Here is a 21,159-nt window from a genome sequence, read left to right on the forward strand (position 1 = left end):
TACTGAGCATACAAATACACACGGCGAATGAATGATGAAAAATATTTACAAAGTTTTAAGTTTAGGTATTGTTGCAATGTCGATGGCTGCTTGCCAAAGCACTCCACGTGCTTTTAATGGTCAAACAGGCTTTCAAATAGAGTCCAAATCTGCAGATAGCGCAACACTTGCATATACTTTAGCGGGTCGCCAAAACCAACAACTGGATGCCAACAAATTACAACGTGCTTGCCAAAAAGTATTAAATACGCAAAAGACCTATAAATTACAAATCTTAAGCGTGAACGAAATTGCAAATCCTGCTCTAGAAAATACTCAGTACGGCCGTCAAATTGGTAATACACGTGCGAACTTTGGACTGTCAAATACTCCAGACCTTCGTAACTCTGAAAACTTAGGCGCACGTGATGCACTCGATGCTCGCCCTGCAACCTTACGTGTGGTTCGCTATACCTGTTCTTAATCAAATTTGCAGTTTAAAAGACAAAGATAAGACGCTTAAAGCGTCTTATTTTTTATCGGTTCAATATTTATAGGGTTTTATAAAAACTCACATTTCGAAACTCAGGTGATTCATCCAAATCAGGCCATGTCGTTGCGCTTCGTTCATCGAGTTTTTCATATTTAGGATGACTAAAGTTTTTCACACGACTGTCTGCCACCCACACTTCTGGAGCAAACTTTAAAAATTCATCCAAAAAGAAACGGTTGCATTGGTCATATAGCACGTCGGCAGCCAATAAAATATCGACTTGTTCGGCTTTATACAGATCGTCCAAATATTCGAGCTCGACATTATTCAGCTCTGCATTGGCACGGCAGGCATCTAGGCTCACTTGGTCGATGTCACAGCAGATCACGCGTTTCGCCCCTGCCATTTTCGCGGCAATCGCCACCACGCCTGAACCTGCACCAAAGTCCAACACCACTTTATCTTTGACATGATGCGGCTCTGCCAACAACCACTGCGCCATTGCAAGCCCTGAAGCCCAACAAAAGATCCAATACGGCGTATCATTCCATATACGACGAATGACTTCATCATCCAATTTATCGGTTGGAAATACCGGTGGGATCAACCATAAAGAAATGGGGGTTTCAGGCAACTGTTGTGCATGTAATTCACAATGCGGAATGACTTCATGCAGTGCTTTCAGTAAATGTTCAGGGGCTTTGGGGAATTGGAAAGTACAGCTCATATTAAGCCTTGGAGATGATTTTATTTGAATTTATAAACGTATTAGATATGCGACATCGTCATCTGCTGCTGTGCGAGACAGACCTTAATCGAATGAACACTGTTTCTGCGATACCATTAATCAAAAGACTGATTCTGTCGAGTTCAGCAGATAACAAATGGTTTTGGTTACTTTTGCCGAAACAAAAGTAACATACGAGCTTCTTACATTTTAGTCACAACGGTAAGACTCCGTTGTGACTTTAATATCTTTTTATTAAAAGATTAACCCAACGCTTTTTCAGCAGCTTCAACAGTTTGACGAATCAACGTTGTAATGGTCATAGGACCTACACCACCCGGTACTGGTGTATAAGCAGAAGCAACTTCTTCAATACCCACCAATTGGATATCACCTACACCGCCGCCATCACGTGGATGAAAGCCAGCATCAACAACCACTGCACCTGGTTTGATCCAATCTTTTTGAATTAATTCAGCTTTACCTACCGCACCCACAATAATGTCAGCTTGCTTAACAAAGTCAGCTAAGTTTTGAGTACGTGAGTGGCAAGTGGTCACTGTTGCATTCGCTTCTAGCAGCATTGCAGACATTGGTTTGCCCAAAATTGCAGAACGACCCACAACAACCGCATGCTTACCTGCGATTTCAATGTTGTTTTCTTTTAGAATGGTCATGATACCTGCAGGAGTCGCAGAACCATACGCAGCTTCACCCATTGCCATACGACCAAAACCTAAGCAAGTCACGCCATCTACGTCTTTTTCAAGAGAGATTGCATCGAAGCAAGCACGTTCGTCAATTTGAGCAGGTACTGGGTGTTGTAACAAAATACCGTGAACATCTGGGTTTGCATTTAATTTTTCAATTTCAGCAAGTAATTGCTCAGTTGTAGTTTCTTTAGGAAGCTCAACTTTTAATGAATCCATACCAACACGGCGGCAAGCATTCCCTTTCATACGTACATAAGTTGCAGATGCACCATCGTCACCTACCAAAATAGTCGCAAGAATTGGGGTACGACCAGTTTTCTCTTTTAGCGCTTCTACGCGAGTCAACAAGTCAGCTTCAATTTTCTTCGCCAATGCACGACCATCTAAAACTAATGCCACGGCACTTCTCCAAGTGATGATATGAATCAATTTTGCACATAATACATGATTATTTTAAATTTTTTACCTTGTATGCTGCTTTTATGCTCATACAGATGAATCTGCTATTGTTTTTTTTTCAGAGCTTGCTAATATACGCATCAACAAGACATGGCGGGGTGGCAGAGTGGTCATGCAGCGGACTGCAACTCCGTGTACGCCGGTTCGATTCCGACCTCCGCCTCCAATCTTGTTAAGCCCGAGTGGTGAAATCGGTAGACACAGGGGATTTAAAATCCCCCGCCCACAAAGCGTGCCAGTTCGAGTCTGGCCTCGGGCACCATTCTTCTACTACTGAAGATGGTGTAATAAAGAACCCAGCGATAAGCTGGTTTTTTTATGCCTAAAATTTAGCAACAGATGTTACGCACGTAAAAGTAATTTCACATTATTTACCGATATTTAAATCTACTCGACAGAGTCTTACATCTAGGGATTGAATAAAGGGATTAGCCTTCGGCTGGAGGTACTTTTGTTTCGGCAAAATGAGAAGCGAAGCTTCGCAAGGAAACCATCTTGCGGTGCAATGCACCTCACCGACAAAACTCGTTCACTAGCGTCTACTTATTCAAAGTATTGCAAAAACATTTTTGATTAAAAACAACCCTGTCTCATACACTTGCGGATGACCTTACCGCGTATCATTCTTTTATTTGAATCAAATTGTGCTTTTGATGTTACTGCGTCAAATCAGATAGGAATACAATAAAAAAGAGGGACATTGCCCTCTTTAATTATTTTAAAACACCCTGCAAATACATCGCGTTTTAAAAATAATCCTTTAGATCACTTCAACCACAATCTTACCCACATGCTCGCCTGTATCCATGGCTGCATGTGCTTCTTGAATTTGGTCAAACTTAAATGTTTTGTAAATCATTGGCAGGCATTCACCTTTAGACCATAACGGAACAACATTTTCCTGAATGCCTTTGGCAATCTCTGCTTTTTCTGCAGTATTACGCGCACGCATGGTTGAGCCTGTAATGGTCAAACGCTTCATCATGATTTGACCCAACTTCACTTCTTTGGCTTTTGCACCACCTAAGAAGGCGATATAGACCAAACGACCATCACGACGTAATAGATTTAAGTTCTGTGCTAAATACGGTGCACCCACGATATCTAAAATAACATCTACACCTTGCTCATTGGTCGCTTCATTAATCACTTGCTCAAAGTCTTGAGTCTTGTAGTTAATCGCATGCGTGATATCAGAGATCGCTGCCACTTTTTCATCTGAACCGACTGTTGCAAATGTTTTCATGCCCAACGCATTACACAGCATGATTGCCGTGGTTCCAATACCACTGGTTCCACCATGAATCAGCACCGTTTCACCTGCTTTGGCTTTACCCATTTGGAATACATTTGCCCAAACTGTAAAAAACGTTTCAGGAATGGCCGCTGCTTGAGTAAAGCTCACACCTTCAGGAATACTCAAGGTTTGGCTTTCAGGTACAACACAATACTCAGCATAACCGCCACCATTGGTCAGACCGCAGACTTTATCACCCACTTTAAACAAAGTGACATCTGCACCCACAGCAACTACTTCACCCGCCACTTCCAGACCCGGTACTGGTGTTACCCCTTTCGGCATTGGGTACAAGCCTTGGCGCTGTAAAATGTCTGGACGGTTAATACCAAAGGCATGCACTTTAACCAACACTTCATCCGCTTTCACATCTGGGATGGCAACGCTTTCATACGCCAGTTTATCGACACCGCCCGGTTCAGTAATAATGACCTGCTGCATGCTTTGCTGTGACATTGTTTTTCCTTTTCAATTATTGACTATTCATCTATCTCTGCACTATTTGAACATAGAAATGCCGCAGAATGAATAAGCATGGACTTATGTATAATCTGTACTGTATTTCGTAAATGAATAATAGGCCAAGCATGTCTCAGATCGTTGAATACAATGAAGATAACGCCAGCGACTATGAATGGTTTGATGGTTTTGCCGTGATTCGTTTCTATGCAGACTGGTGCGCGCCCTGTGTGCAGAACTTCCCTGTATTTGAGCAGTGTGCAAGCCAAATGTCAGCGCAGCATACACGGCTTAAATTTGGCATAGTGAATATTGATTCCTCACCGATACTTACCTTGCGTTATAACGTTTATGGACTGCCTTCAACCTTGCTGTTTTATCGTGGGAAAGTGATTCAACGTATTGCAGGTGTCAAATCACTGACTGAATTAACAGCCATCATTCAAGATGCTATGCAGTCACCCTCAACTCATGACTAAACGGATGTACCTTTTATTTGGATGCAGGCTCATTCGGTAGGCGTACAAACTTCATTAACGTATTACGCACCAATGGCAACACGATCAAAATGAGCGGAAAGGCCATCATCCATGACATGCTCCATGCACGCAGCCAAATGCCAAGAAAACCTTCAACTAAACCTTTATTCATCAGCATGTTAAAGCAGGAAATTGAACCGCTCATAATGCCGGACAGAATTAGAGGCATCAGCCAAGTCATGTGTTTGGGATGAAATTTTGGGAGTTGATTCATCTGTAAATACCTATTATTCGTCTTGGGCTGCGTTCTGGGCTTTTACGGTTTGTTTTAGTGTTTTCATAAATTGGCCGAAATGCGGCATGAAATCTTTAAATAAAGGATGGTCTTTATTTTCCAACAAGGTTTCACCAAACAGTTTCAGACCCACAGCAAAGGCTTTGGTCTTTTCATCATCTAACAATTGCGCTTTGGTCAAATGCTCCAGCACCTTAAACATGTCATCATGGTTGTAAGCATTAAACTGCAAAGCTTCGGTATAGGTCGATGGATTGCCCTGTGCATCGGCAATGTGTTTGAGCGTAATTTCATATTGATGCTGTTTCATTGTGTCACCTCCATACGGCTGATTTCGACGGCCGCCTGATCGATTTTTTCTGCAATGGCATACACCTGTTCAGGTGTCAGTTCACAGTGCTGAATTTTGATGCGTAATGATGCTTTTAAGTTTTCCATCGCACGTTTGATATCAACGTATTGTTCGTTGTTATGTATTTGCTTACGGGTATCAAAACGGCACAGAATTTTCTCTACAGTGGCTTTTTCTGCATCCAGATGCGCTAAGCCTGACTGCGTAACGCTGTATTGTTTACGGTCTTCCGCATTTAGTTCTGCGTGTATGTATTGCTGTTCTTCTAAGTAATTCAGCGTTGGGTAAATTGTCCCTGTGCTTGGGCTGTAACCGCCGCCTACGATTGCACCAACATCTTTAATAATGTCGTAGCTGAATTTAGGCGCTTGGGAAATAAGATGCAGCACCAATAGTTTCATGTGCCCTGCTTCAAACAAGCGTTTTCGGGTTTTGACTAGACTATCGCTACTGTCGAGAAGGTCTGAATTTGACATTGCGAAGATACACCTTAAGATTAATTAAGATATATCTTAAATTAAGTTTACCTAATTTTCAACCATCCCCATTTAGTACTAAATGGTTAAATTTACAAACAGCTATGACACACTCAATAAAATTTAAATCTTTTTTGACCGATAACCTCAGAATTGCTTAATACTAAATTTAAATACTCTTTCAATTCACTTTCACTTTGTGAAAATAAAAACTGCTCCGATAAATTAAACTGCAATCGGTTCAAATATTGCTCATAAGATTTTGTGACATTAAAGTAACTGCCCAATTCAATAGCTCCAAGAATTGTCATTCCCGGTTTATCATAATTAGGAAATGATCTAGCTTTCTCCAATTTTTCCATATGACTAGAGCATATAGCTGCTATACATAAATTTGGACTAATGGGAAAATAAATTTCTATGCCTTTTGATCCAAATCAAATATCAGGATCGCCAAAAACTGGATTAATAGTGTAATTACGTAATACTATTGGTGCGTCACCAATACAAAACCCTGCATCAAAAGAATTTAATAAAAACCACTTTTTATCCAACATACAAGGAAGCAATTCTTTAGATAAAGTTAAAAGATTCATAGTTGTTATTTGTGCAACTCTTGTATTTACATCATCAAATGAAAAATTTTTGACCTCTGGAATACCAAATCCTTTTAATTTTTCAACCATTTTCATAATCAAATCTTTAACTGATTCTCTATGACTCTTAGTTCTTAAATATTGGATACAAATATATTCACTCAAAAATATTTTTTCATCCGTTGACAAGACATTCAGATTTTTATTTTCACTAATTCTATTTAGGATATTATTAATTTTGGGTTCCACTTTTGTTCCAAAATAATCCTCAAGAGTAATAGCCTCTCCATCTATTTCAATATTATAAAAATATCTCTCACTAGCGACATTTTTAATATTTGAGAGATAGATTTTTTTTCTAATTTTATCTAGAACATAAATTTGGTCTTTCTTGCCACTTTTAAAATTTCTTAAAATACATTGCGGAACATAATGCTGTATCGTTGCAACACCATTTATCTTCATAATATTTACTTTTTAATTTTAATACTCATTATAACAATAAAAAGACCCGCTTTTCAGCGGGTCTTTTTTAAAATCAGTACAGTCTTAAAGACGAACCAACTCAACAATTTTCTCAGCAACTTCTTCAGCAGTCTCCACTGTATAAGTCACATCAGTACCTTCAGCAGTATCCGTAATCACAACCACACCTGTTTCACGAACTAGTGCAACTTGCTCTGTAGTCAAACCTGCTTTCGCAATTGCAACCACACCTTGCTGAATCAACAAACTTTCAATCGCTTGCGCATTTTCAAGTGCTTTTGCAGGCACAGTTACAGCAGCAGGTTTTTGACCTAAACGTGCAGCACGCGCTTCAGCAGTTACAGGCTCATTGTGTGCAGTCCATTCAACCGCAGATTCAACCATACCCGCACCAACAGTCACGTTGCTTAAACGGTCAATAAAGATGAATGAACCTGTGTAACGACTGTCTTGGTAACGGTCAAATACCACTGGCGCATCAAACTCAATCGTTACATCTGCAATCGCATTCAATTCAAGCTGTTCAACTTCCGTTTTTTCCAGTGTGTTCACATTGGTACGATAGTTAATTTTCGCAACTTTCGCAGGAATAGTTTGTGTACCAAACTTCACGTTATACAGCTTGCCAACTACTAAAGGCGCATCTGTCATCCATACCACAGAGGCACGTGCAGAACGTGAAATTAACGGCTGTTCGCCCGCTTTTACCAACACGTTACCACGTGAAATATCAATTTCATCATTCAGTGTTAAAGTCACCGCTTGACCTGCAACAGCATGGTCCAAGTTACCATCAAAAGTCACGATTTCTTTAACCGTAGAAGACTTACCAGATGGTAATGCAGTAATGGTATCGCCAACTTTCACTTCACCAAGTGCGATCGTACCGCAGAAACCACGGAAGTCGAGGTTCGGACGGTTGACATACTGAACAGGGAAACGGAATTCGTGCTTGCTCGTATCATGCGAAATTTCAACAGTTTCCAAAGTCTCCATTAAAGTCTGACCTTGGTACCACGGCGTATTTGGCGATTTGTTTACAACGTTATCACCATTCAACGCAGAAATAGGCGTGAAGATAATGTTCGCAGGTTTACGGTCGCCCAATTGGTTTACGAACTCGTTGTACTCTGCTTGAATTTCATTGAAGCGCGCTTCAGAGAATTCAACCAAGTCCATCTTGTTCACTGCAACCACAATATTACGAATACCCAAAAGACTCGCAATAAATGAGTGACGACGAGTCTGGGTTTGAACGCCATAACGCGCATCAATCAAGATGATCGCTAAATCTGCAGTCGACGCACCAGTTGCCATGTTACGTGTGTACTGCTCATGCCCTGGGGTGTCAGCAATAATGAACTTACGTTTTTCAGTAGAGAAATAACGGTAAGCCACGTCAATGGTAATACCCTGCTCACGTTCCGCTTGTAGACCATCTACAAGTAAAGCCAAGTCAGGTGCATCACCCGTAGTACCGACTTTTTTAGAGTCACGTGTTACGGCTTGCAATTGATCTTCATAAATCAATTTTGAATCGTAAAGTAAACGACCAATTAGAGTCGATTTACCATCATCCACGTTACCACAAGTGAGGAAACGTAGAAGGTCTTTATTTTCGTGTTGTTTTAAATACGCCAAGATGTCTTGGCTAATTAAATCTGATTGATGAGACATTGCTCAAAGCTCCACATATTCTTTTGAAATCGGTTTCTTTTAATCCCCCTGTTTCCCCCTTTATAAAAGGGGGACTTTCTCCTCTCTTTTTCAAAGATGAGCAGCACTGCTGCGCAAGGGGAGAGATTTTTAGAAGTAACCTTCCTGCTTTTTCTTTTCCATCGAACCTGCTTCATCATGGTCGATCATACGACCTTGACGTTCAGATGTGGTGGCTAAAAGCATCTCTTGGATAATTTCCGGCAAAGTTGTTGCAGTTGATTCAACCGCACCAGTTAATGGGTAACAACCTAAAGTACGGAAACGCACCGATTTCATTTGTGGCACTTCACCTTCGTTCAAACGCATACGCTCATCATCAACCATGATCAGAGTACCGTTACGCTCAACCACTGGACGTTCAGCAGCCAAGTACAAAGGAACCAATTTAATATTTTCGAGGTAGATGTATTGCCAAATATCCAACTCAGTCCAGTTAGACAATGGGAACACACGAATACTTTCACCTTTGTTCACTTTACCGTTGTAAAGATTCCAAAGTTCAGGACGTTGGTTTTTAGGGTCCCAACGGTGTTTGGTATCACGGAATGAGTAAACACGCTCTTTGGCACGAGATTTCTCTTCGTCACGGCGCGCACCACCGAAAGCCGCATCAAACTGATATTTATCAAGCGCTTGTTTTAAGCCTTGAGTTTTCATGATATCAGTATATTTTGAGCTACCGTAATCGAACGGATTCACGCCTGCATCTTTACCTTCTTTGTTTTGATGCACGATCAAATCAAAGCCATGCTCTTTTGCCATGTTGTCACGGAAAGTAATCATGTCTTTAAATTTCCAACCCGTGTCTACATGCAGTAGTGGGAATGGAAGTTTGGCAGGATAGAATGCTTTTAAAGCAAGATGCAGCATGACCGCTGAATCTTTACCGATTGAATACAGCATGACTGGGTTTTCGAACTCAGCAGCAACTTCACGGATGATATGAATACTCTCAGCTTCAAGCTGTTTAAGATGAGTAAGTCTTTCCTCATTTAATGACATGGACAACACCAGCTTAGAATATGTGTACTTATTACACTTTTAAAGATATATATACATTATAGTGATTAAGCTTTCATAACGATTGCTTGTTTTGTGATATTGATATTCTTATTCGTCATATACAAATTGTCTGATACTGCTTATCAATTTTAATTAATTTAATACGATAGACTTATCAATTTCATTATTATTCTAGTCCGAGATCCGTAATTTTACGCAATTTTTATCAATTAACTAATCGCTAAATCCTCTAAACAATCGGTATTCAAACTCGCTCAAATTACCTAAAGTAGCTATATCACTCTCCAATAGTTATTGATATGCCATATAGTCACTATACGCTTGAAACCTTAAAGTCGCTGATTGAAGCCGCAGGTCTTGCTGGCTATATTTATCAGCATTCTTCACACATGCTCGTGCTCCAAGAAGCCTTGAATGATGACGGCAGCCCACTGAATAACTTTATCCAACATGAGCTGAGTGCAGACCAAATTGGCCTTCAGTTCGGCCTACGACTTTTGGACAATAAACTCGAGTTTTTGATTGGGGTGACTCACAGTAACCAAGATCGCGGCTACGAAATTGGCGCAGGCAATTTAAAGGCCGATCAACGCGCATTTAATCTGCTCTATGCTTTTTACAATTTCCCCAAAGCATTTCACTTAATCCACTTCCCGCTCGCAGCCAATAGCACCCAGTTAGAGGAAGAGATCGAAAAGCAACTGTTTCAACTTGAAAGCATGGGCTTTTTAGACACTGCGATTAAAACCAATCCGATGGGCGAGCAAGTGAAGTGGATGAAAACCTTTATTGTTCAAGCGGCTTTAGATATGAAAGTACGCATTCAAACTTCATTGTTATAAAAAGGGTTAAAGCTTACTAAAAAGCGCTCTATTGAACGCCAGTTCAAATCTTCATATGACATCGAAAGTCACGGCAAAGCCCTCAGCACTGCCGTGACGGTTATAAAATTACATTTCCTAACATTGTTTTCTGTGCCGTTTAACAGGCCATTTCTCTCCCTTGAGCACGACCACTTATATATCTGCAATTAGACTGAAAATTTGATTGATCACAATGACTTAAATCTTAAATGGGTAAAGCAGAAATACTATTAACTTTAGATTTAGATAATCCCAACTTAATTGATCACCTATTTTTAAAGAAAAACTTAGTAATAGCTCACATAAAAGCCGACTTTTTGTTAATCCGATCTGTAATTTTTTTACACAATTTCGACAGATAATGTTATTTTATTTACTGAAAAAAATTCAGCCAGAATTATTTTTTTTGATTTTTTATAAGCATAAATATAGAGATAAATATAATGTGGGAATTGTTTACTCACCCGTCTAATATCGTGTTTAGCATCAGTCTCTGCTTAATGTTCTTGTTTGGACTTTTTGAGATTGTGTTAACAATTTTAGGGGGTGGTTCTCAAGGCTTTTTAGATCAATTCCTACCTGAGGATGTTGGTCATAATGCAGAGCTAGGTGTAGATGCCGATGCAGGTATCGTGACACGTGTGCTCGATTGGTTGTATTTGGGTCGTATTCCGCTGTTTGTATGGCTCATCATTTTCTTATGTGTCTATAGTTTATTGGGCTTTGCTATTCAAGCCATCGTTAACCAAATGACCAGTATGATGTTCAGTGCATGGATTATTGCACCAGCCTGTGTTTTTCTGTGCATGCCCTTCGTACGTTTTAGCGCAATGCTCATTGCCCGTATTTTACCGCAAGATGAAACAACCGCCATTTATAGTGATGAATTGATCGGTAGAACGGCCACGATCATTTTGGGTGATGCACGACCCCAGTCTCCTGCTCAAGCCAAAGTCAAAGATCAACACGGATTGACCCATTATATTTTGGTTGAACCTGAACAAGATGAAATTTTCAGCCAAGGTCAATCAGTGGTTTTAACCCAAAAAACAAATGTAGGCTTTCAAGCCACCATGCTCTAAATTTTGAATGAATTGATGCTCGATCAGTTCTTTTAACACCATATAAATACATTTAACACGTCATACCTTCTGCATATATCGAAGTCATGATGAGTCAACAAAATACTGATTTTTAAACCAAACTTGTTAGCACTTTAGAGGGTTAACTTGAACTACAACAAAAGAGATAAACGTCCATGTTAGACATTATTCCAAGCGGTATCCTTGTAACAGTCGGGATAATTTTTGCCGCACTTATTTTTATTGGTTTTATTATTGCTCGACTTTATCGTCGCTCAAGTAAAGAAATTTCATTTGTGCGTACAGGCTTCGGCGGTGAAAAAGTGATTTTAGGTGGCGGTGCTATTGTGCTTCCTGTGCTGCATGAAATTATTCCAGTCAATATGAACACCCTACGTCTTGAAGTACGCCGTGCAGATGACCAAGCGCTGATTACACGTGACCGTATGCGTGTCGATGTGATGGCGGAGTTCTATGTCCGTGTGAAACCAACCGCAGATTCGATTGCTACCGCAGCACAAACGTTAGGTCAAAAGACCATGTCACCGAATGAACTTAAGAATTTGGTTGAAGGTAAATTTGTTGACTCTCTACGTGCAGTTGCCGCAGAAATGGCGATGGAAGAGTTGCATGAAAAACGTGTCGACTTCGTACAAAAAGTTCAGCAAGTGGTGTCTGAAGATTTACATAAAAACGGTTTGGAACTTGAAACCGTTTCATTAACTGGCTTAGACCAAACAGGCTTTAAATACTTTAACCCACAAAATGCGTTCGATGCTGAAGGTTTAACTAAACTGACAGAAACCATTGAAGACCGTCGTCGTAAACGTAATGCGATTGAACAAGATGCAGATCTTGCAATTAAGACCAAGAACTTAGAAGCAGAACAAGCACGTCTACAAATTTTGCGTGAAGAAGAATATGCAAAACTGCAACAAGAACGTGAAATTTCAATCCGTCGTGCAGAACAGCTTGCAGAAATTGCATCACAAGAAGCTGCTAAAAAACGTGAAGCCGAAGAAGCGCGTATTGCTGCTGAACGTGAAGTTGACTTAAAGCGTATTACTGCTGCACGTGACGTTGAAAATCAAAATATTCAAAAGTCACAAATTATTCAGCAAGCCCAAGTGGAACAAAAGAAAACAATTGAACTCGCTGAGCAAGACCGTGCAATTGCCATTGCTGAAAAATCTCGTGCTGAATCTGAAGCTAAGGCACATGCCGATCAAGCCCGTGCTCAAGCGGTAAAAGCCGAAGAAGAAGTGATTACCGTTCGTCAAATCCAACAAGCTGAACGTCAAAAAGCTGTTGAATTGGTCTCTGCGAAAGAAAAAGCGGAGAAAGATGCGATTGCCATTACTGTCGCGGCTGAAGCGGGTAAACAAGCAGCCGCAGATGAAGCTGAAGCTATCCGTATTGCAGCTGAAGCCGAAGCTGAAAAAGTTCGCTTAAAAGCCAAAGGTGAAGCTGACGCAAAAGTTCTGTTGGCTCAAGCGATGGAAAAACAATACCAAGTTGATGCTGAAGGTACACGTGCAGTGAACGAAGCAAACAACGTATTGTCATCTGAACAGGTTGAAATGCAGATTCGTTTAGCGATGCTGAAATACTTACCAGAAATCATTCGCGAAAGTGTTAAACCAATGGAAAACATTGATGACATTAAGATTTTACAAGTGAATGGCCTAAATGGTGGACATGCAGGTTCTTGCCAAGGTGATGCTCACCACGAAGGTAGTGGTAATGTTGCCTTGTCAGACCAAGTGGTGAATAGCGCCCTACGCTACCGCAGCCAGGCCCCACTGATTGATAGCTTGATGAGTGAGCTCGGTATCCAAGGTGGCGATATTAACGGTTTAACTCAGAGCTTAAATAAAAAAGCTGGTTAATTCGTTATACTCGCTAAGAAAAACCGCAGTTTAATCCTGCGGTTTTTTTTATTGAGATCATCGACAAGGAAGACTCATAAAGCTAAAAAAATAAGTTCAGTACCAAATCATGACTTTAAAATGACGGAATACTGGATCACAACAAAGTGCAAACCAAATCACACTTTTAAGAATAACCCTTTCCTGCAATCTTGCTACAATCTTCAAATTCATCATATTCTGCTTAGCTGTACTTGCTAAAACGTGCAGCAAAATATGCGATGAAAACATTTACGAATGATAATACGCTCAGTGCAAGTATAAATATGACTTCTTCCTTAAATGCCGTTACTTCCCTACGCCCCTTTAAAAAATTAATAGGTCTAATGACCTGCTTCGGTTTGGTCTTTTCAGGCTGTAGCAGTGCTGAAACGGTACGTATTATCCACCACCCTATACAAGATTTGGTCAAGCAATATGCATCAGCCAATCCTTTACATCAAACCTTGACCAGCAAAACACCAAAGCCAAGCACTACAGAGCGTATGCGCATTATGCATATCGACTTAGATTATGTATATGATGCCAATCAGGCTCAACAAGAAAAAAATATCCGCGCTTTGATCGAACGTATCCGCAGCATTGAAGCCAATACGATTTTTCTACAGGCTTTTGCAGACCCTGATGCCAATGGTTCGGCTGATGCTGTGTATTTTAAAAATCGCTATATCCCAATGCGCTCAGATTTATTTCAACGTGTTTTGCACGAAATACGACAGCAGACTCAAGTAAAAACCGTATATGCATGGCTGCCTTTAATTGCGTGGGAGTTCCCGAAACAATACCCTCTGCAATATGTAAAAAGCCAAAGTGAAAAAAAAGGTTATATTCGGATATCACCCTTTGACCCGAAAAACCAACGATACACAGCAGAAATTTTTCTAGACTTTATTCAGCAAAATAAAGTAGATGGCATTCTTTATCATGACGATATCACTCTCAATGATTTTGAGGATAATAGTGCAGCAGCGCTTCAGACCTACAAAACATGGGGCTTCGATCAACAATTGATTGGACAGCCAAAGCATGCGCAGCAGCTTGAATTTTCACGCTACAAAACCGCCTATTTAGACCAATTTGCTGAAGGCATTAGTCAGATTTTAAAACAGCAACAACCTGAATTACATTTTGCTCGCAATATGTATGCTGAAGCTGTGCTGAACCCGAATAGTGAAAAATGGTTTAGCCAGTCCAATGCCAGCACGTATCAGCATTATGATTACAACGCCATCATGGCGATGCCCTACATGGAAAAGGCAGATGACCATCGTCAGTTTTATTTAAACTTGATCGAACGTGCCAAAAAATATGACCCCAATTTGAGCCGTACCATTTTTGAACTTCAAGTGACCGATTGGAATCATCAAAAACCCATTTCCAATCAGGAGCTCATTGACACCATCCGTTTACTGGAACAACATGGTGTGCAACATGTTGGGTATTATCCAGATGATTTCGTGCAAAATCATCCAGATGTACAGCAAATAAAAAAGGCATTTGCACCTGCCCTAGCTAAGGACTGATACCAATGCCTACATCATCAGATCTAGGATTCTAGATCTGATGAAGAACGCTGATTAGCTGTTGATTTTATAGTGTTCTAATTGTCCTTCGTCCGTATAGTGCAAGGTGATATTTTTTGATTCTCGCATCGTGGCTATATCACTGGCTTTTACATGAAAGCTTTTCGCCAAATCTTCATCTTGAGCATTCTCAGGCGCCTTTCTACGATCTTCCCCATGAAAACGCATCCAGTTATAACTTGCCCAAACAAATAGACAGCAAATAAAGATTCCTATTGAGAAAATCAATTTCATGATCGATAGACTGGTCATCGGTTGGGAGTGATCCATAACCTGTGAATACACCACCGTGCCTTCAAACCACCAAAACACTAGGGTTAATAGCGGTAAAAATAACCACATCCAAAGCATCCAACCGACTGCCATCAGACCATAGCCTGCGGACTTACGTTTGACGTATTCAGGTTTATCAATATATTCAGGTAATTCAAGCAATGATTCATCTTGAATAATTTTAAAATCTGAATCTGCAACCGGCTTCTGATTTTGTAAATTAACTTGGTTCATTGTTTTCCTCCCCTCTAAATCCACGGTCTGGACTGACCCAACGCGCACGTTTTTGGGTTTTAAAAATAGTCTTTGGCAAAGCAACGACCGTGGTCAGCATGGCTAATATCCAGAAAAATAAGGGATACCAAATCACCCAAAAATAATTTCGCAGTAAACGTTTTTTGTCGTAAGCACGATCGATCCATAAACTCACGAGGAACTGGAATAAACAGGTTACACCTAAAATCACCCCATACCATTGAGGTAAAAGTGATTGGATCGCCCACTCACCCGGTAATGAGAAAAATAGACCATAAAAATACAAGACAAAAATACTGAACATGACATATGCCCAGATCACGCTAATGATAGATTCGAATGCAATCGGCCACATCCGACGTAAACGCCATTTAAATATTTTAGGTAAATAGGCAAATAGTACTTCGATGCCGCCTTGAGCCCAACGTAAACGTTGTTTCCAAAGTCCATTAAATGTTTCTGGCATATAGATATAGCAAAGGGCTTGCGGTACATAGTGCAAATCCCAATGATCAAACTGCAAACGCCATGACACATCAATATCTTCTGTGATCATGTCATCACGCCAATAACCGATGCGGTCGAGTGCCGTTTTTCTGAAACCTGCAATTGCCCCCGACACTGTAAAAATACGACCATAGGTTCTTTGAGATCGCTTGATTAAGCCAATAATCGAAGAAAACTCTCCAACCTGAATTTTACCCAAGATGCTTGAACGGTTCACAATACGTGGATTACCGGTTACAGCGCCCACGCGTGGAAAACTGGTCAGATGATGCATCATCCAAAGTGCCGAATGCGGGTGCAACAATGCGTCACCATCAATACAGATTAAATATTCAAATTGGCTGACCATCGCACCTGCACGTAATGCATACGCTTTGCCCTGATTCTCAGCCAAATGCACTACACGTAATTTAGGATACTCAAGTGCCAATTGATCTAAAATTTCAGCGGTTCGATCTTTACTTCCATCATTCACCGCTATCACTTCGAAATTTGGATATTGGCTCTGCATCGCATAACGTATAGTGTCTCGTACCTGTGCTTCTTCATTAAAGCAAGGAACAATAATGCTACAACCGTGTCCAGTTGGCACGGGAAGTTCAGGTTGTTTCCATTCACGCTTTAAATAGAACCACACGCCTCCAGCAATCCAAATCCACGCCATAAACAAGGGATATAGGAAAGCAAAGGCAAAAAACAGATCGTTAAAACTCAGTTCCCATTCTTGCATTACTGACCTCCTTGTATATACGGATCACGGTAAGTCAGTGGACTGCCATTCAAGCTGATGCTTTGATATAGGTGATGTTGAACGCGTTCGCCATCCTGAAGCTGATAATTATTCAGTCCGATTTTTTGAACCGACGCTGCGCGTAAAGCCTGATAGTTTTGCTGATACTTCACCCAATCTTTCTCGCTCATATTTGGATTGATATCCAAACTGACAATCAAGCGTTGCTTTTGCTCTGTATTCAAAGTCTTCAATGCTGACATAAAGGCTTTAAAACTTTGCGGATGTTGACCTGGGTTAATACTTAAATACAGAAAGTCCGACGCTGTTAAGACACGAGTCACCAACGGTTTTAATCCAGAAAACTGATGTCCAGTTAAATTCACCTTGAGCGCGGTTTGGTTGTCATTACTAATATTGGAATAAAAATGCGCTTGCGCCTTACTACGCTCTTTAATTGCAATAATTTTTTGCACTTGCTCAGTACATGCGGTTGACCACTGAGCTGAATGAATTGCACAGTCCAAGCTGTTACCGGTGTTAATAATTAAACCTTCTAACGAACTATTGTTTTTCAATAGATCTGCCGTTAGGTCTGCTAGATTAATCCCCTGCTGTAGCTCCAAACTGATTGGAAGCTGTGCATAGACTCGATTACCAATTCGTGTACGAGCTTGCCATACGGTACGATTCAGTAAATCTTGCTGCATCGGCAGTTTTGAATTTGGGAAAAATAAGGCATCAATTTTACCGTCACCATCATGATCAACTGCGGCATTTAAAAGCAATGTATTGGTTTTTAACGCATTGACCTGGTCTAATAATGTCCCCAATTTCTGATCTGATTGCTCAGCCGTTGGTGCTTGTAATTCAGCCAAATTAAAATTCAGGAATGTTTTACGCTGTTTATACGGCGCACGAGCTTCAACGATAAAGTCTTCCATATTTTGATGGATAAACTCTGGCGTTGGGTTATCCATAATCAGGGCACGCTGATAGGTATGCACCGAATCTGCCTGACTGACTACATTACCTAAGCTAAAGGACATGGGCAGTCCTGCTTTACGTGCATATCCCTCAATTTCCGGTGTAACTGCACCGTATGGCCAGAAGATTGCCATACTATGAATACCCAGTTGACGATCGAGTTCTTGTTTAGATTTCTTCAAATCTTGCACAATACGCTGCTCAAACTCAGCATCGGTTTCATAACGATTTTGAGCTGGAAAATACTGACGTGTAATCGCAGCAGGTTCCATATTTTTTTGTGGGTTTGCCAAAATACCATGATGCAGATCATCCGAATGCGACACAAATTCGGCATATCCCGACTTTTGCATTTCCCGCATTTGATCCCAATTCATCAAATTACCCACACCATAAGCTTCATAAGCATCTTTGGTATTACCATTAATCCAACTGGTTGGAATAGCAAAAACTGCAGGAAATTGATATTGCTTTAACAATGGAAAAACTTTGCTATAACTACTCAGCGCACCATCATCAAAGGTTAATAACAGTGCCTTTTCAGGTAACTTTTTCTTTTGTAAGCGAGCCTGCATGACATCTTCTAAACGAATGGGTTGCCAACCTTCTCGTTTAATCCACGCAAAATATTGCCCAAGATTTTGCGTACTAATCGCATAGACATCTCGATCACCACGTTTGGCAACATCATCTCGAACATCATGAAAGGTCAGCGTTACAAATTGGTTATGTGCTGTAATTTCATCGAGTTCAGGCATCGCCAAATTTGCAGTTTTTGGCACATTATTGTCAGCAAAAAGATATGTCGTACTGATGGGCAAAGTCACAGCTAGAATTAAGCTTTGCTTCAACATGCGGTGTATTAATGTATTTTTCATTAGAAGCGCCCCTCAAATCCAACAACTGCATAACTACGATCTTCATCTTTTCCGTCATACGGATGTGAACCCCAACCTATGCCGTAGTTCAATTTCCACGTGCGCGAGAGCTGCCATTCATGTTGATAATACAAATTATAAATCGGATGACTTGAGTAGCCTTTTTGTCCGAAGGTACCGATAGTTGCTGCAAAGTGCTGGTTAAAATGACGTTCATAGTCACGCCATGTCATCCAATCATGTTCCAATGTCACTTCAGCGCTATAGCTATGTTCAGGGTTAAAATAAGGCACATCAACCGAATCATTTTTTCCGTAATAACCACGCAGTGTTGCCGCAGAAATATGATGCGGGGATTGTTGGAATTGTTGTTTAAAGTATCCAGAGAGTTCTTGGCGTAGATTTCCATCATCAATATCGGTCAATTGATAACTTGCGCCTGCCTTACGTGATTCATTTTGTTGCCAGTTCAGTGCAAAACGATAAGCCTGCCCTTCATGATCCTGTGCCAAAGATTGCAATGGAATATCCGCTTGGCTGTCATAACCCAGTGCATAGCTCCAATGATCATTCAGCCAATGTGACCAATCCAATTGCACACCAAAACGGTCGCCATCGGTGCTTTGAGAGAATAATGCAGATGCAGCTTTACGATCCGAAGCCCACTCTAAACCCATGCCAATCCTTTGGTCTTTTAATTTGCCAGACTCATACTTCGACCAACGATTGCTATGGTCTGCAAAGAGTCGATAATTATCGTAAAACCATGGGCTATTGATACGCGTCCAGTTTTCCTGTTCACGTGAACCTTTCAGGCGATTTTGTACACGAGGATCATCAGACTCACTTTTCGCAAAGGTACTTTGATGTTGAATTGACGCACGATTCCGATCATCCAATTCTTTTTTACTTTGTTTTACGCCCGTATCATCACCGACATGGCTGACCATATATTGATTGAGTTCACGCCAAGCTTGAATTTGACTCAAGGCTTGGAAATTGTGCATGCGGTTAATTTGCGTTCCCTGTGAAATGGGCTCCAAGCTATTCTGCTGTGCCAAAGTGTGCTGGGATTGCTCTGGTTTTTCACGCCAACGTTGAATTAATGCCAAATTATTTTGATACCCGATATTGCCGGGAGCCTTTGCGGTTAAGTCATTAAAGTAACGTTCCGCTTTTTCATGCTCGTTGCGATAAGCATAGTTCAATCCCTTCAACGCAATAAATTCAGTACGATCATCGTGTGGCGCCTTATCAACACCTTTTGCATTACTATAAACAAAGGTCGGCAACTGTTTGTCCATGGTGTCGATTAACTGATTGGCTTGTTTAAATTTTTCTTGTTCGATCAAGCTATAGTACAAACCAGCATAGACGTTATAGTCCGCATAATTTTTTTCAGCAAATAAACTCTGATATAAAGGCTCAGCTTTTTCAGGTTGACGTAATTTTAAATAACTGTCTGCTAAAGCATGTCGTACATAAGCAGGCATTTCTTTAGCTGTTTGACCTGTTTTTTCTACTTGTGCCAATGCATGCTTTGAAGCATTACGTGCATTTAAGGCATAGATATATTCATAGTAAAATTTACGTTTACTGGCTTCATCTGCAGGAAGTGAGTCTTCATAAGCACTCATTTCAGCCAGAACACGATCTAGTGGTTCAAATGCCGTTGCCCCACGCTTCATATCAAACGCATTTTTTGAGGCTTGAATGCCTTGTTGGATACGCTGTGAGAACTCATTCATCTTGAGCAAATGTTGCAACACTGGCTTAGAACTATTGAGTCCATTGGCCTGAATATAGCTTTGCGCAGTGGCAAAATCGCTATTTTGCAATAGAGCCAATATATACTGTTCTTGGGTATCAGTATTTGGCTGTTTTTCTAGCGCATATTTCGCTGCATTGAGAGATTCAGCAGGCATATCCAATAATCGATAGGCATAGGCCAATTGCGAAAGATAATCTGCACCAAGCGACTGTAAGTTGAGATTTGCCAGTTTTTGTTTTGCTTGATCTTTTTGACCTGATTCTGCCAGCAACACACCCTGCCAAATCAACCACTGTTCCGATTGATCCTGCTGATAAAATTTTTGTGCCCACTGTAAGGCTTGATCATATTGTTTAAGATCACGTAAAGCTTTGATGACACTGACTTTGCCATAATCTGGAAACGTCGTTGGACTAATCTTCGCCAAGTAGGCCATATCTGTAGAGCTAAAGGTTGCATTTGCATAACGCAGGAGCGTGTAATCTGCAATGAGCTTCTGATTTTCAGGATGTTGCGCTAATAAAACTTGTAATTGGTTAAATCCCTGATCCACTTTACCGACACGGATATCTGCAACACTTTGTTCTCTTTGCTGATCAATATTATCAACTGCAAATACAACCGTAGGCAGGCTCGAAAAAATCGACAAGAAACATAGACGAGATAAATAAGATTTATAAATCATGATTATTCACGTTAGAAGAGTAATTATTCATCAAATTAAATTAATGTGACGTGTTTCACATTAT

Annotated in this window: 20 protein-coding genes and 2 tRNA genes; 8 read left to right on the forward strand and 14 right to left on the reverse strand. The window is 40.6% G+C overall.

The genetic code is table 11. The features are described 5' to 3' along the window. The first annotated feature begins 34 nt into the window (after nucleotides 1–34). A complete protein-coding gene (locus FTU34_RS08795; protein WP_078193296.1) occupies nucleotides 35–463 on the forward strand; it encodes a hypothetical protein in 429 nt (142 codons plus the stop codon). 67 nt (nucleotides 464–530) lie between these two features. On the opposite strand, the gene FTU34_RS08800 is transcribed toward FTU34_RS08795, so the two are convergent. Both FTU34_RS08800 and folD read right to left on the reverse strand, forming a co-directional pair. Next, on the reverse strand, nucleotides 531–1,199 hold the full coding sequence (locus tag FTU34_RS08800; RefSeq protein ID WP_078189884.1) for a methyltransferase: 669 nt from the start codon (nucleotides 1,197–1,199) through the stop codon (nucleotides 531–533). A 263-nt stretch (nucleotides 1,200–1,462) separates the two neighbouring features. Beyond that, complete coding sequence (gene folD / locus FTU34_RS08805) at nucleotides 1,463–2,311, reverse strand: bifunctional methylenetetrahydrofolate dehydrogenase/methenyltetrahydrofolate cyclohydrolase FolD (RefSeq protein ID WP_078192972.1); 849 nt, start codon at nucleotides 2,309–2,311, stop codon at nucleotides 1,463–1,465. Nucleotides 2,312–2,463: 152 nt separating this feature from the next. Here folD and FTU34_RS08810 point away from each other — a divergent pair. Then, nucleotides 2,464–2,537 (forward strand) — tRNA-Cys (locus FTU34_RS08810). A gap of 10 nt (nucleotides 2,538–2,547) precedes the next feature. Beyond that, nucleotides 2,548–2,633, forward strand: a tRNA-Leu gene (locus tag FTU34_RS08815). A 498-nt stretch (nucleotides 2,634–3,131) separates the two neighbouring features. Here the strand turns inward: FTU34_RS08815 and FTU34_RS08820 are convergent. Further along, a complete protein-coding gene (locus FTU34_RS08820) occupies nucleotides 3,132–4,124 on the reverse strand; it encodes an NAD(P)H-quinone oxidoreductase (RefSeq protein ID WP_180035375.1) in 993 nt (330 codons plus the stop codon). Nucleotides 4,125–4,255: 131 nt separating this feature from the next. On the opposite strand from FTU34_RS08820, the gene FTU34_RS08825 reads away from it, so the two are divergent. Continuing rightward, the gene (locus tag FTU34_RS08825; RefSeq protein WP_180035374.1) at nucleotides 4,256–4,606 is read left to right on the forward strand and encodes a co-chaperone YbbN; all 351 of its coding nucleotides are present in this window, start codon (nucleotides 4,256–4,258) and stop codon (nucleotides 4,604–4,606) included. A 13-nt stretch (nucleotides 4,607–4,619) separates the two neighbouring features. On the opposite strand, the gene FTU34_RS08830 is transcribed toward FTU34_RS08825, so the two are convergent. From FTU34_RS08830 to cysD, 7 genes are all read right to left on the reverse strand, one after another. Then, complete coding sequence (locus FTU34_RS08830) at nucleotides 4,620–4,880, reverse strand: DUF2798 domain-containing protein (protein WP_180026651.1); 261 nt, start codon at nucleotides 4,878–4,880, stop codon at nucleotides 4,620–4,622. A gap of 13 nt (nucleotides 4,881–4,893) precedes the next feature. Continuing rightward, nucleotides 4,894–5,211, reverse strand: a complete 318-nt coding sequence (locus FTU34_RS08835) for a DUF3861 domain-containing protein (RefSeq protein WP_180011006.1) — start codon at nucleotides 5,209–5,211, stop codon at nucleotides 4,894–4,896. Then, on the reverse strand, nucleotides 5,208–5,729 hold the full coding sequence (locus tag FTU34_RS08840) for a PadR family transcriptional regulator (protein WP_180035373.1): 522 nt from the start codon (nucleotides 5,727–5,729) through the stop codon (nucleotides 5,208–5,210). The genes FTU34_RS08835 and FTU34_RS08840 overlap by 4 nt, the downstream gene beginning before the upstream one ends. 113 nt (nucleotides 5,730–5,842) lie before the next feature. Beyond that, nucleotides 5,843–6,091: a hypothetical protein gene (locus FTU34_RS08845; RefSeq protein ID WP_180035372.1), complete on the reverse strand. Its 249-nt coding sequence runs from the start codon at nucleotides 6,089–6,091 to the stop codon at nucleotides 5,843–5,845. Nucleotides 6,092–6,166: 75 nt separating this feature from the next. Beyond that, complete coding sequence (locus FTU34_RS08850) at nucleotides 6,167–6,790, reverse strand: DUF4238 domain-containing protein (protein ID WP_180035371.1); 624 nt, start codon at nucleotides 6,788–6,790, stop codon at nucleotides 6,167–6,169. 84 nt (nucleotides 6,791–6,874) lie between these two features. Next, nucleotides 6,875–8,488: a sulfate adenylyltransferase subunit CysN gene (gene cysN / locus FTU34_RS08855; protein WP_180035370.1), complete on the reverse strand. Its 1,614-nt coding sequence runs from the start codon at nucleotides 8,486–8,488 to the stop codon at nucleotides 6,875–6,877. A gap of 129 nt (nucleotides 8,489–8,617) precedes the next feature. Further along, the gene (gene cysD / locus FTU34_RS08860; protein ID WP_078189893.1) at nucleotides 8,618–9,532 is read right to left on the reverse strand and encodes a sulfate adenylyltransferase subunit CysD; all 915 of its coding nucleotides are present in this window, start codon (nucleotides 9,530–9,532) and stop codon (nucleotides 8,618–8,620) included. 320 nt (nucleotides 9,533–9,852) lie between these two features. Here cysD and FTU34_RS08865 point away from each other — a divergent pair, with 320 nt between their 5' ends. The 4 genes from FTU34_RS08865 to pgaB (FTU34_RS08880) all read left to right on the forward strand — a co-directional run bounded on the left by FTU34_RS08865 (nucleotide 9,853) and on the right by pgaB (FTU34_RS08880) (nucleotide 14,949). Further along, nucleotides 9,853–10,395, forward strand: coding sequence for a hypothetical protein (locus FTU34_RS08865; protein ID WP_111884395.1), 543 nt, complete (start codon nucleotides 9,853–9,855; stop codon nucleotides 10,393–10,395). A gap of 464 nt (nucleotides 10,396–10,859) precedes the next feature. Next, nucleotides 10,860–11,498, forward strand: coding sequence for a YqiJ family protein (locus FTU34_RS08870; RefSeq protein ID WP_180024121.1), 639 nt, complete (start codon nucleotides 10,860–10,862; stop codon nucleotides 11,496–11,498). 176 nt (nucleotides 11,499–11,674) lie between these two features. Next, nucleotides 11,675–13,387 carry a flotillin family protein gene (locus FTU34_RS08875; RefSeq protein WP_180035369.1) on the forward strand — a complete coding sequence of 571 codons (1,713 nt, stop codon included), beginning with the start codon at nucleotides 11,675–11,677 and terminating at the stop codon, nucleotides 13,385–13,387. A 260-nt stretch (nucleotides 13,388–13,647) separates the two neighbouring features. Further along, nucleotides 13,648–14,949: a poly-beta-1,6-N-acetyl-D-glucosamine N-deacetylase PgaB gene (gene pgaB, locus FTU34_RS08880; protein WP_257226249.1), complete on the forward strand. Its 1,302-nt coding sequence runs from the start codon at nucleotides 13,648–13,650 to the stop codon at nucleotides 14,947–14,949. A 54-nt stretch (nucleotides 14,950–15,003) separates the two neighbouring features. Here the strand turns inward: pgaB (FTU34_RS08880) and pgaD are convergent, their stop codons facing one another. Genes pgaD through pgaA form a run of 4 tightly spaced genes read right to left on the reverse strand, consistent with a single transcriptional unit; the run spans nucleotide 15,004 to nucleotide 21,095 of the window. Beyond that, the gene (pgaD, locus tag FTU34_RS08885) at nucleotides 15,004–15,516 is read right to left on the reverse strand and encodes a poly-beta-1,6-N-acetyl-D-glucosamine biosynthesis protein PgaD (RefSeq protein ID WP_180035368.1); all 513 of its coding nucleotides are present in this window, start codon (nucleotides 15,514–15,516) and stop codon (nucleotides 15,004–15,006) included. After that, nucleotides 15,503–16,774 (reverse strand): poly-beta-1,6-N-acetyl-D-glucosamine synthase, encoded by a 1,272-nt coding sequence (gene pgaC / locus FTU34_RS08890; protein ID WP_180035367.1) that lies wholly within the window; start codon nucleotides 16,772–16,774, stop codon nucleotides 15,503–15,505. Before pgaC ends, pgaD begins: the two co-directional genes overlap by 14 nt. Further along, nucleotides 16,774–18,639 (reverse strand): poly-beta-1,6-N-acetyl-D-glucosamine N-deacetylase PgaB, encoded by a 1,866-nt coding sequence (gene pgaB / locus FTU34_RS08895; RefSeq protein ID WP_257226250.1) that lies wholly within the window; start codon nucleotides 18,637–18,639, stop codon nucleotides 16,774–16,776. Before pgaB (FTU34_RS08895) ends, pgaC begins: the two co-directional genes overlap by 1 nt. Further along, nucleotides 18,639–21,095 carry a poly-beta-1,6 N-acetyl-D-glucosamine export porin PgaA gene (gene pgaA, locus FTU34_RS08900; RefSeq protein ID WP_180035366.1) on the reverse strand — a complete coding sequence of 819 codons (2,457 nt, stop codon included), beginning with the start codon at nucleotides 21,093–21,095 and terminating at the stop codon, nucleotides 18,639–18,641. Before pgaA ends, pgaB (FTU34_RS08895) begins: the two co-directional genes overlap by 1 nt. Nucleotides 21,096–21,159 lie beyond the last annotated feature (64 nt).

Origin of the sequence: Acinetobacter sp. YH12094 (genome assembly GCF_013419295.1) — a bacterium.
Classification (GTDB): Bacteria; Pseudomonadota; Gammaproteobacteria; order Pseudomonadales; family Moraxellaceae; genus Acinetobacter; species Acinetobacter amyesii.

Excerpts from the sequence above, each read along its gene's own strand:
- FTU34_RS08835 (WP_180011006.1), bottom strand. The coding sequence starts at position 5,211 with ATGAAACAGCATCAATATGAAATTACGCTCAAACACATTGCCGATGCA.
- cysN (WP_180035370.1), bottom strand. The coding sequence starts at position 8,488 with ATGTCTCATCAATCAGATTTAATTAGCCAAGACATCTTGGCGTATTTA.
- pgaB (WP_257226249.1), top strand. The coding sequence starts at position 13,648 with ATGAAAACATTTACGAATGATAATACGCTCAGTGCAAGTATAAATATG.
- pgaD (WP_180035368.1), bottom strand. The coding sequence starts at position 15,516 with ATGAACCAAGTTAATTTACAAAATCAGAAGCCGGTTGCAGATTCAGAT.
- FTU34_RS08840 (WP_180035373.1), bottom strand. The coding sequence starts at position 5,729 with ATGTCAAATTCAGACCTTCTCGACAGTAGCGATAGTCTAGTCAAAACC.
- FTU34_RS08830 (WP_180026651.1), bottom strand. The coding sequence starts at position 4,880 with ATGAATCAACTCCCAAAATTTCATCCCAAACACATGACTTGGCTGATG.
- FTU34_RS08795 (WP_078193296.1), top strand. The coding sequence starts at position 35 with ATGAAAAATATTTACAAAGTTTTAAGTTTAGGTATTGTTGCAATGTCG.
- FTU34_RS08800 (WP_078189884.1), bottom strand. The coding sequence starts at position 1,199 with ATGAGCTGTACTTTCCAATTCCCCAAAGCCCCTGAACATTTACTGAAA.
- pgaA (WP_180035366.1), bottom strand. The coding sequence starts at position 21,095 with ATGATTTATAAATCTTATTTATCTCGTCTATGTTTCTTGTCGATTTTT.
- FTU34_RS08875 (WP_180035369.1), top strand. The coding sequence starts at position 11,675 with ATGTTAGACATTATTCCAAGCGGTATCCTTGTAACAGTCGGGATAATT.
- pgaB (WP_257226250.1), bottom strand. The coding sequence starts at position 18,639 with ATGAAAAATACATTAATACACCGCATGTTGAAGCAAAGCTTAATTCTA.
- pgaC (WP_180035367.1), bottom strand. The coding sequence starts at position 16,774 with ATGCAAGAATGGGAACTGAGTTTTAACGATCTGTTTTTTGCCTTTGCT.
- cysD (WP_078189893.1), bottom strand. The coding sequence starts at position 9,532 with ATGTCATTAAATGAGGAAAGACTTACTCATCTTAAACAGCTTGAAGCT.
- FTU34_RS08870 (WP_180024121.1), top strand. The coding sequence starts at position 10,860 with ATGTGGGAATTGTTTACTCACCCGTCTAATATCGTGTTTAGCATCAGT.
- FTU34_RS08825 (WP_180035374.1), top strand. The coding sequence starts at position 4,256 with ATGTCTCAGATCGTTGAATACAATGAAGATAACGCCAGCGACTATGAA.
- FTU34_RS08820 (WP_180035375.1), bottom strand. The coding sequence starts at position 4,124 with ATGTCACAGCAAAGCATGCAGCAGGTCATTATTACTGAACCGGGCGGT.
- FTU34_RS08850 (WP_180035371.1), bottom strand. The coding sequence starts at position 6,790 with ATGAAGATAAATGGTGTTGCAACGATACAGCATTATGTTCCGCAATGT.
- FTU34_RS08845 (WP_180035372.1), bottom strand. The coding sequence starts at position 6,091 with ATGGAAAAATTGGAGAAAGCTAGATCATTTCCTAATTATGATAAACCG.
- FTU34_RS08865 (WP_111884395.1), top strand. The coding sequence starts at position 9,853 with ATGCCATATAGTCACTATACGCTTGAAACCTTAAAGTCGCTGATTGAA.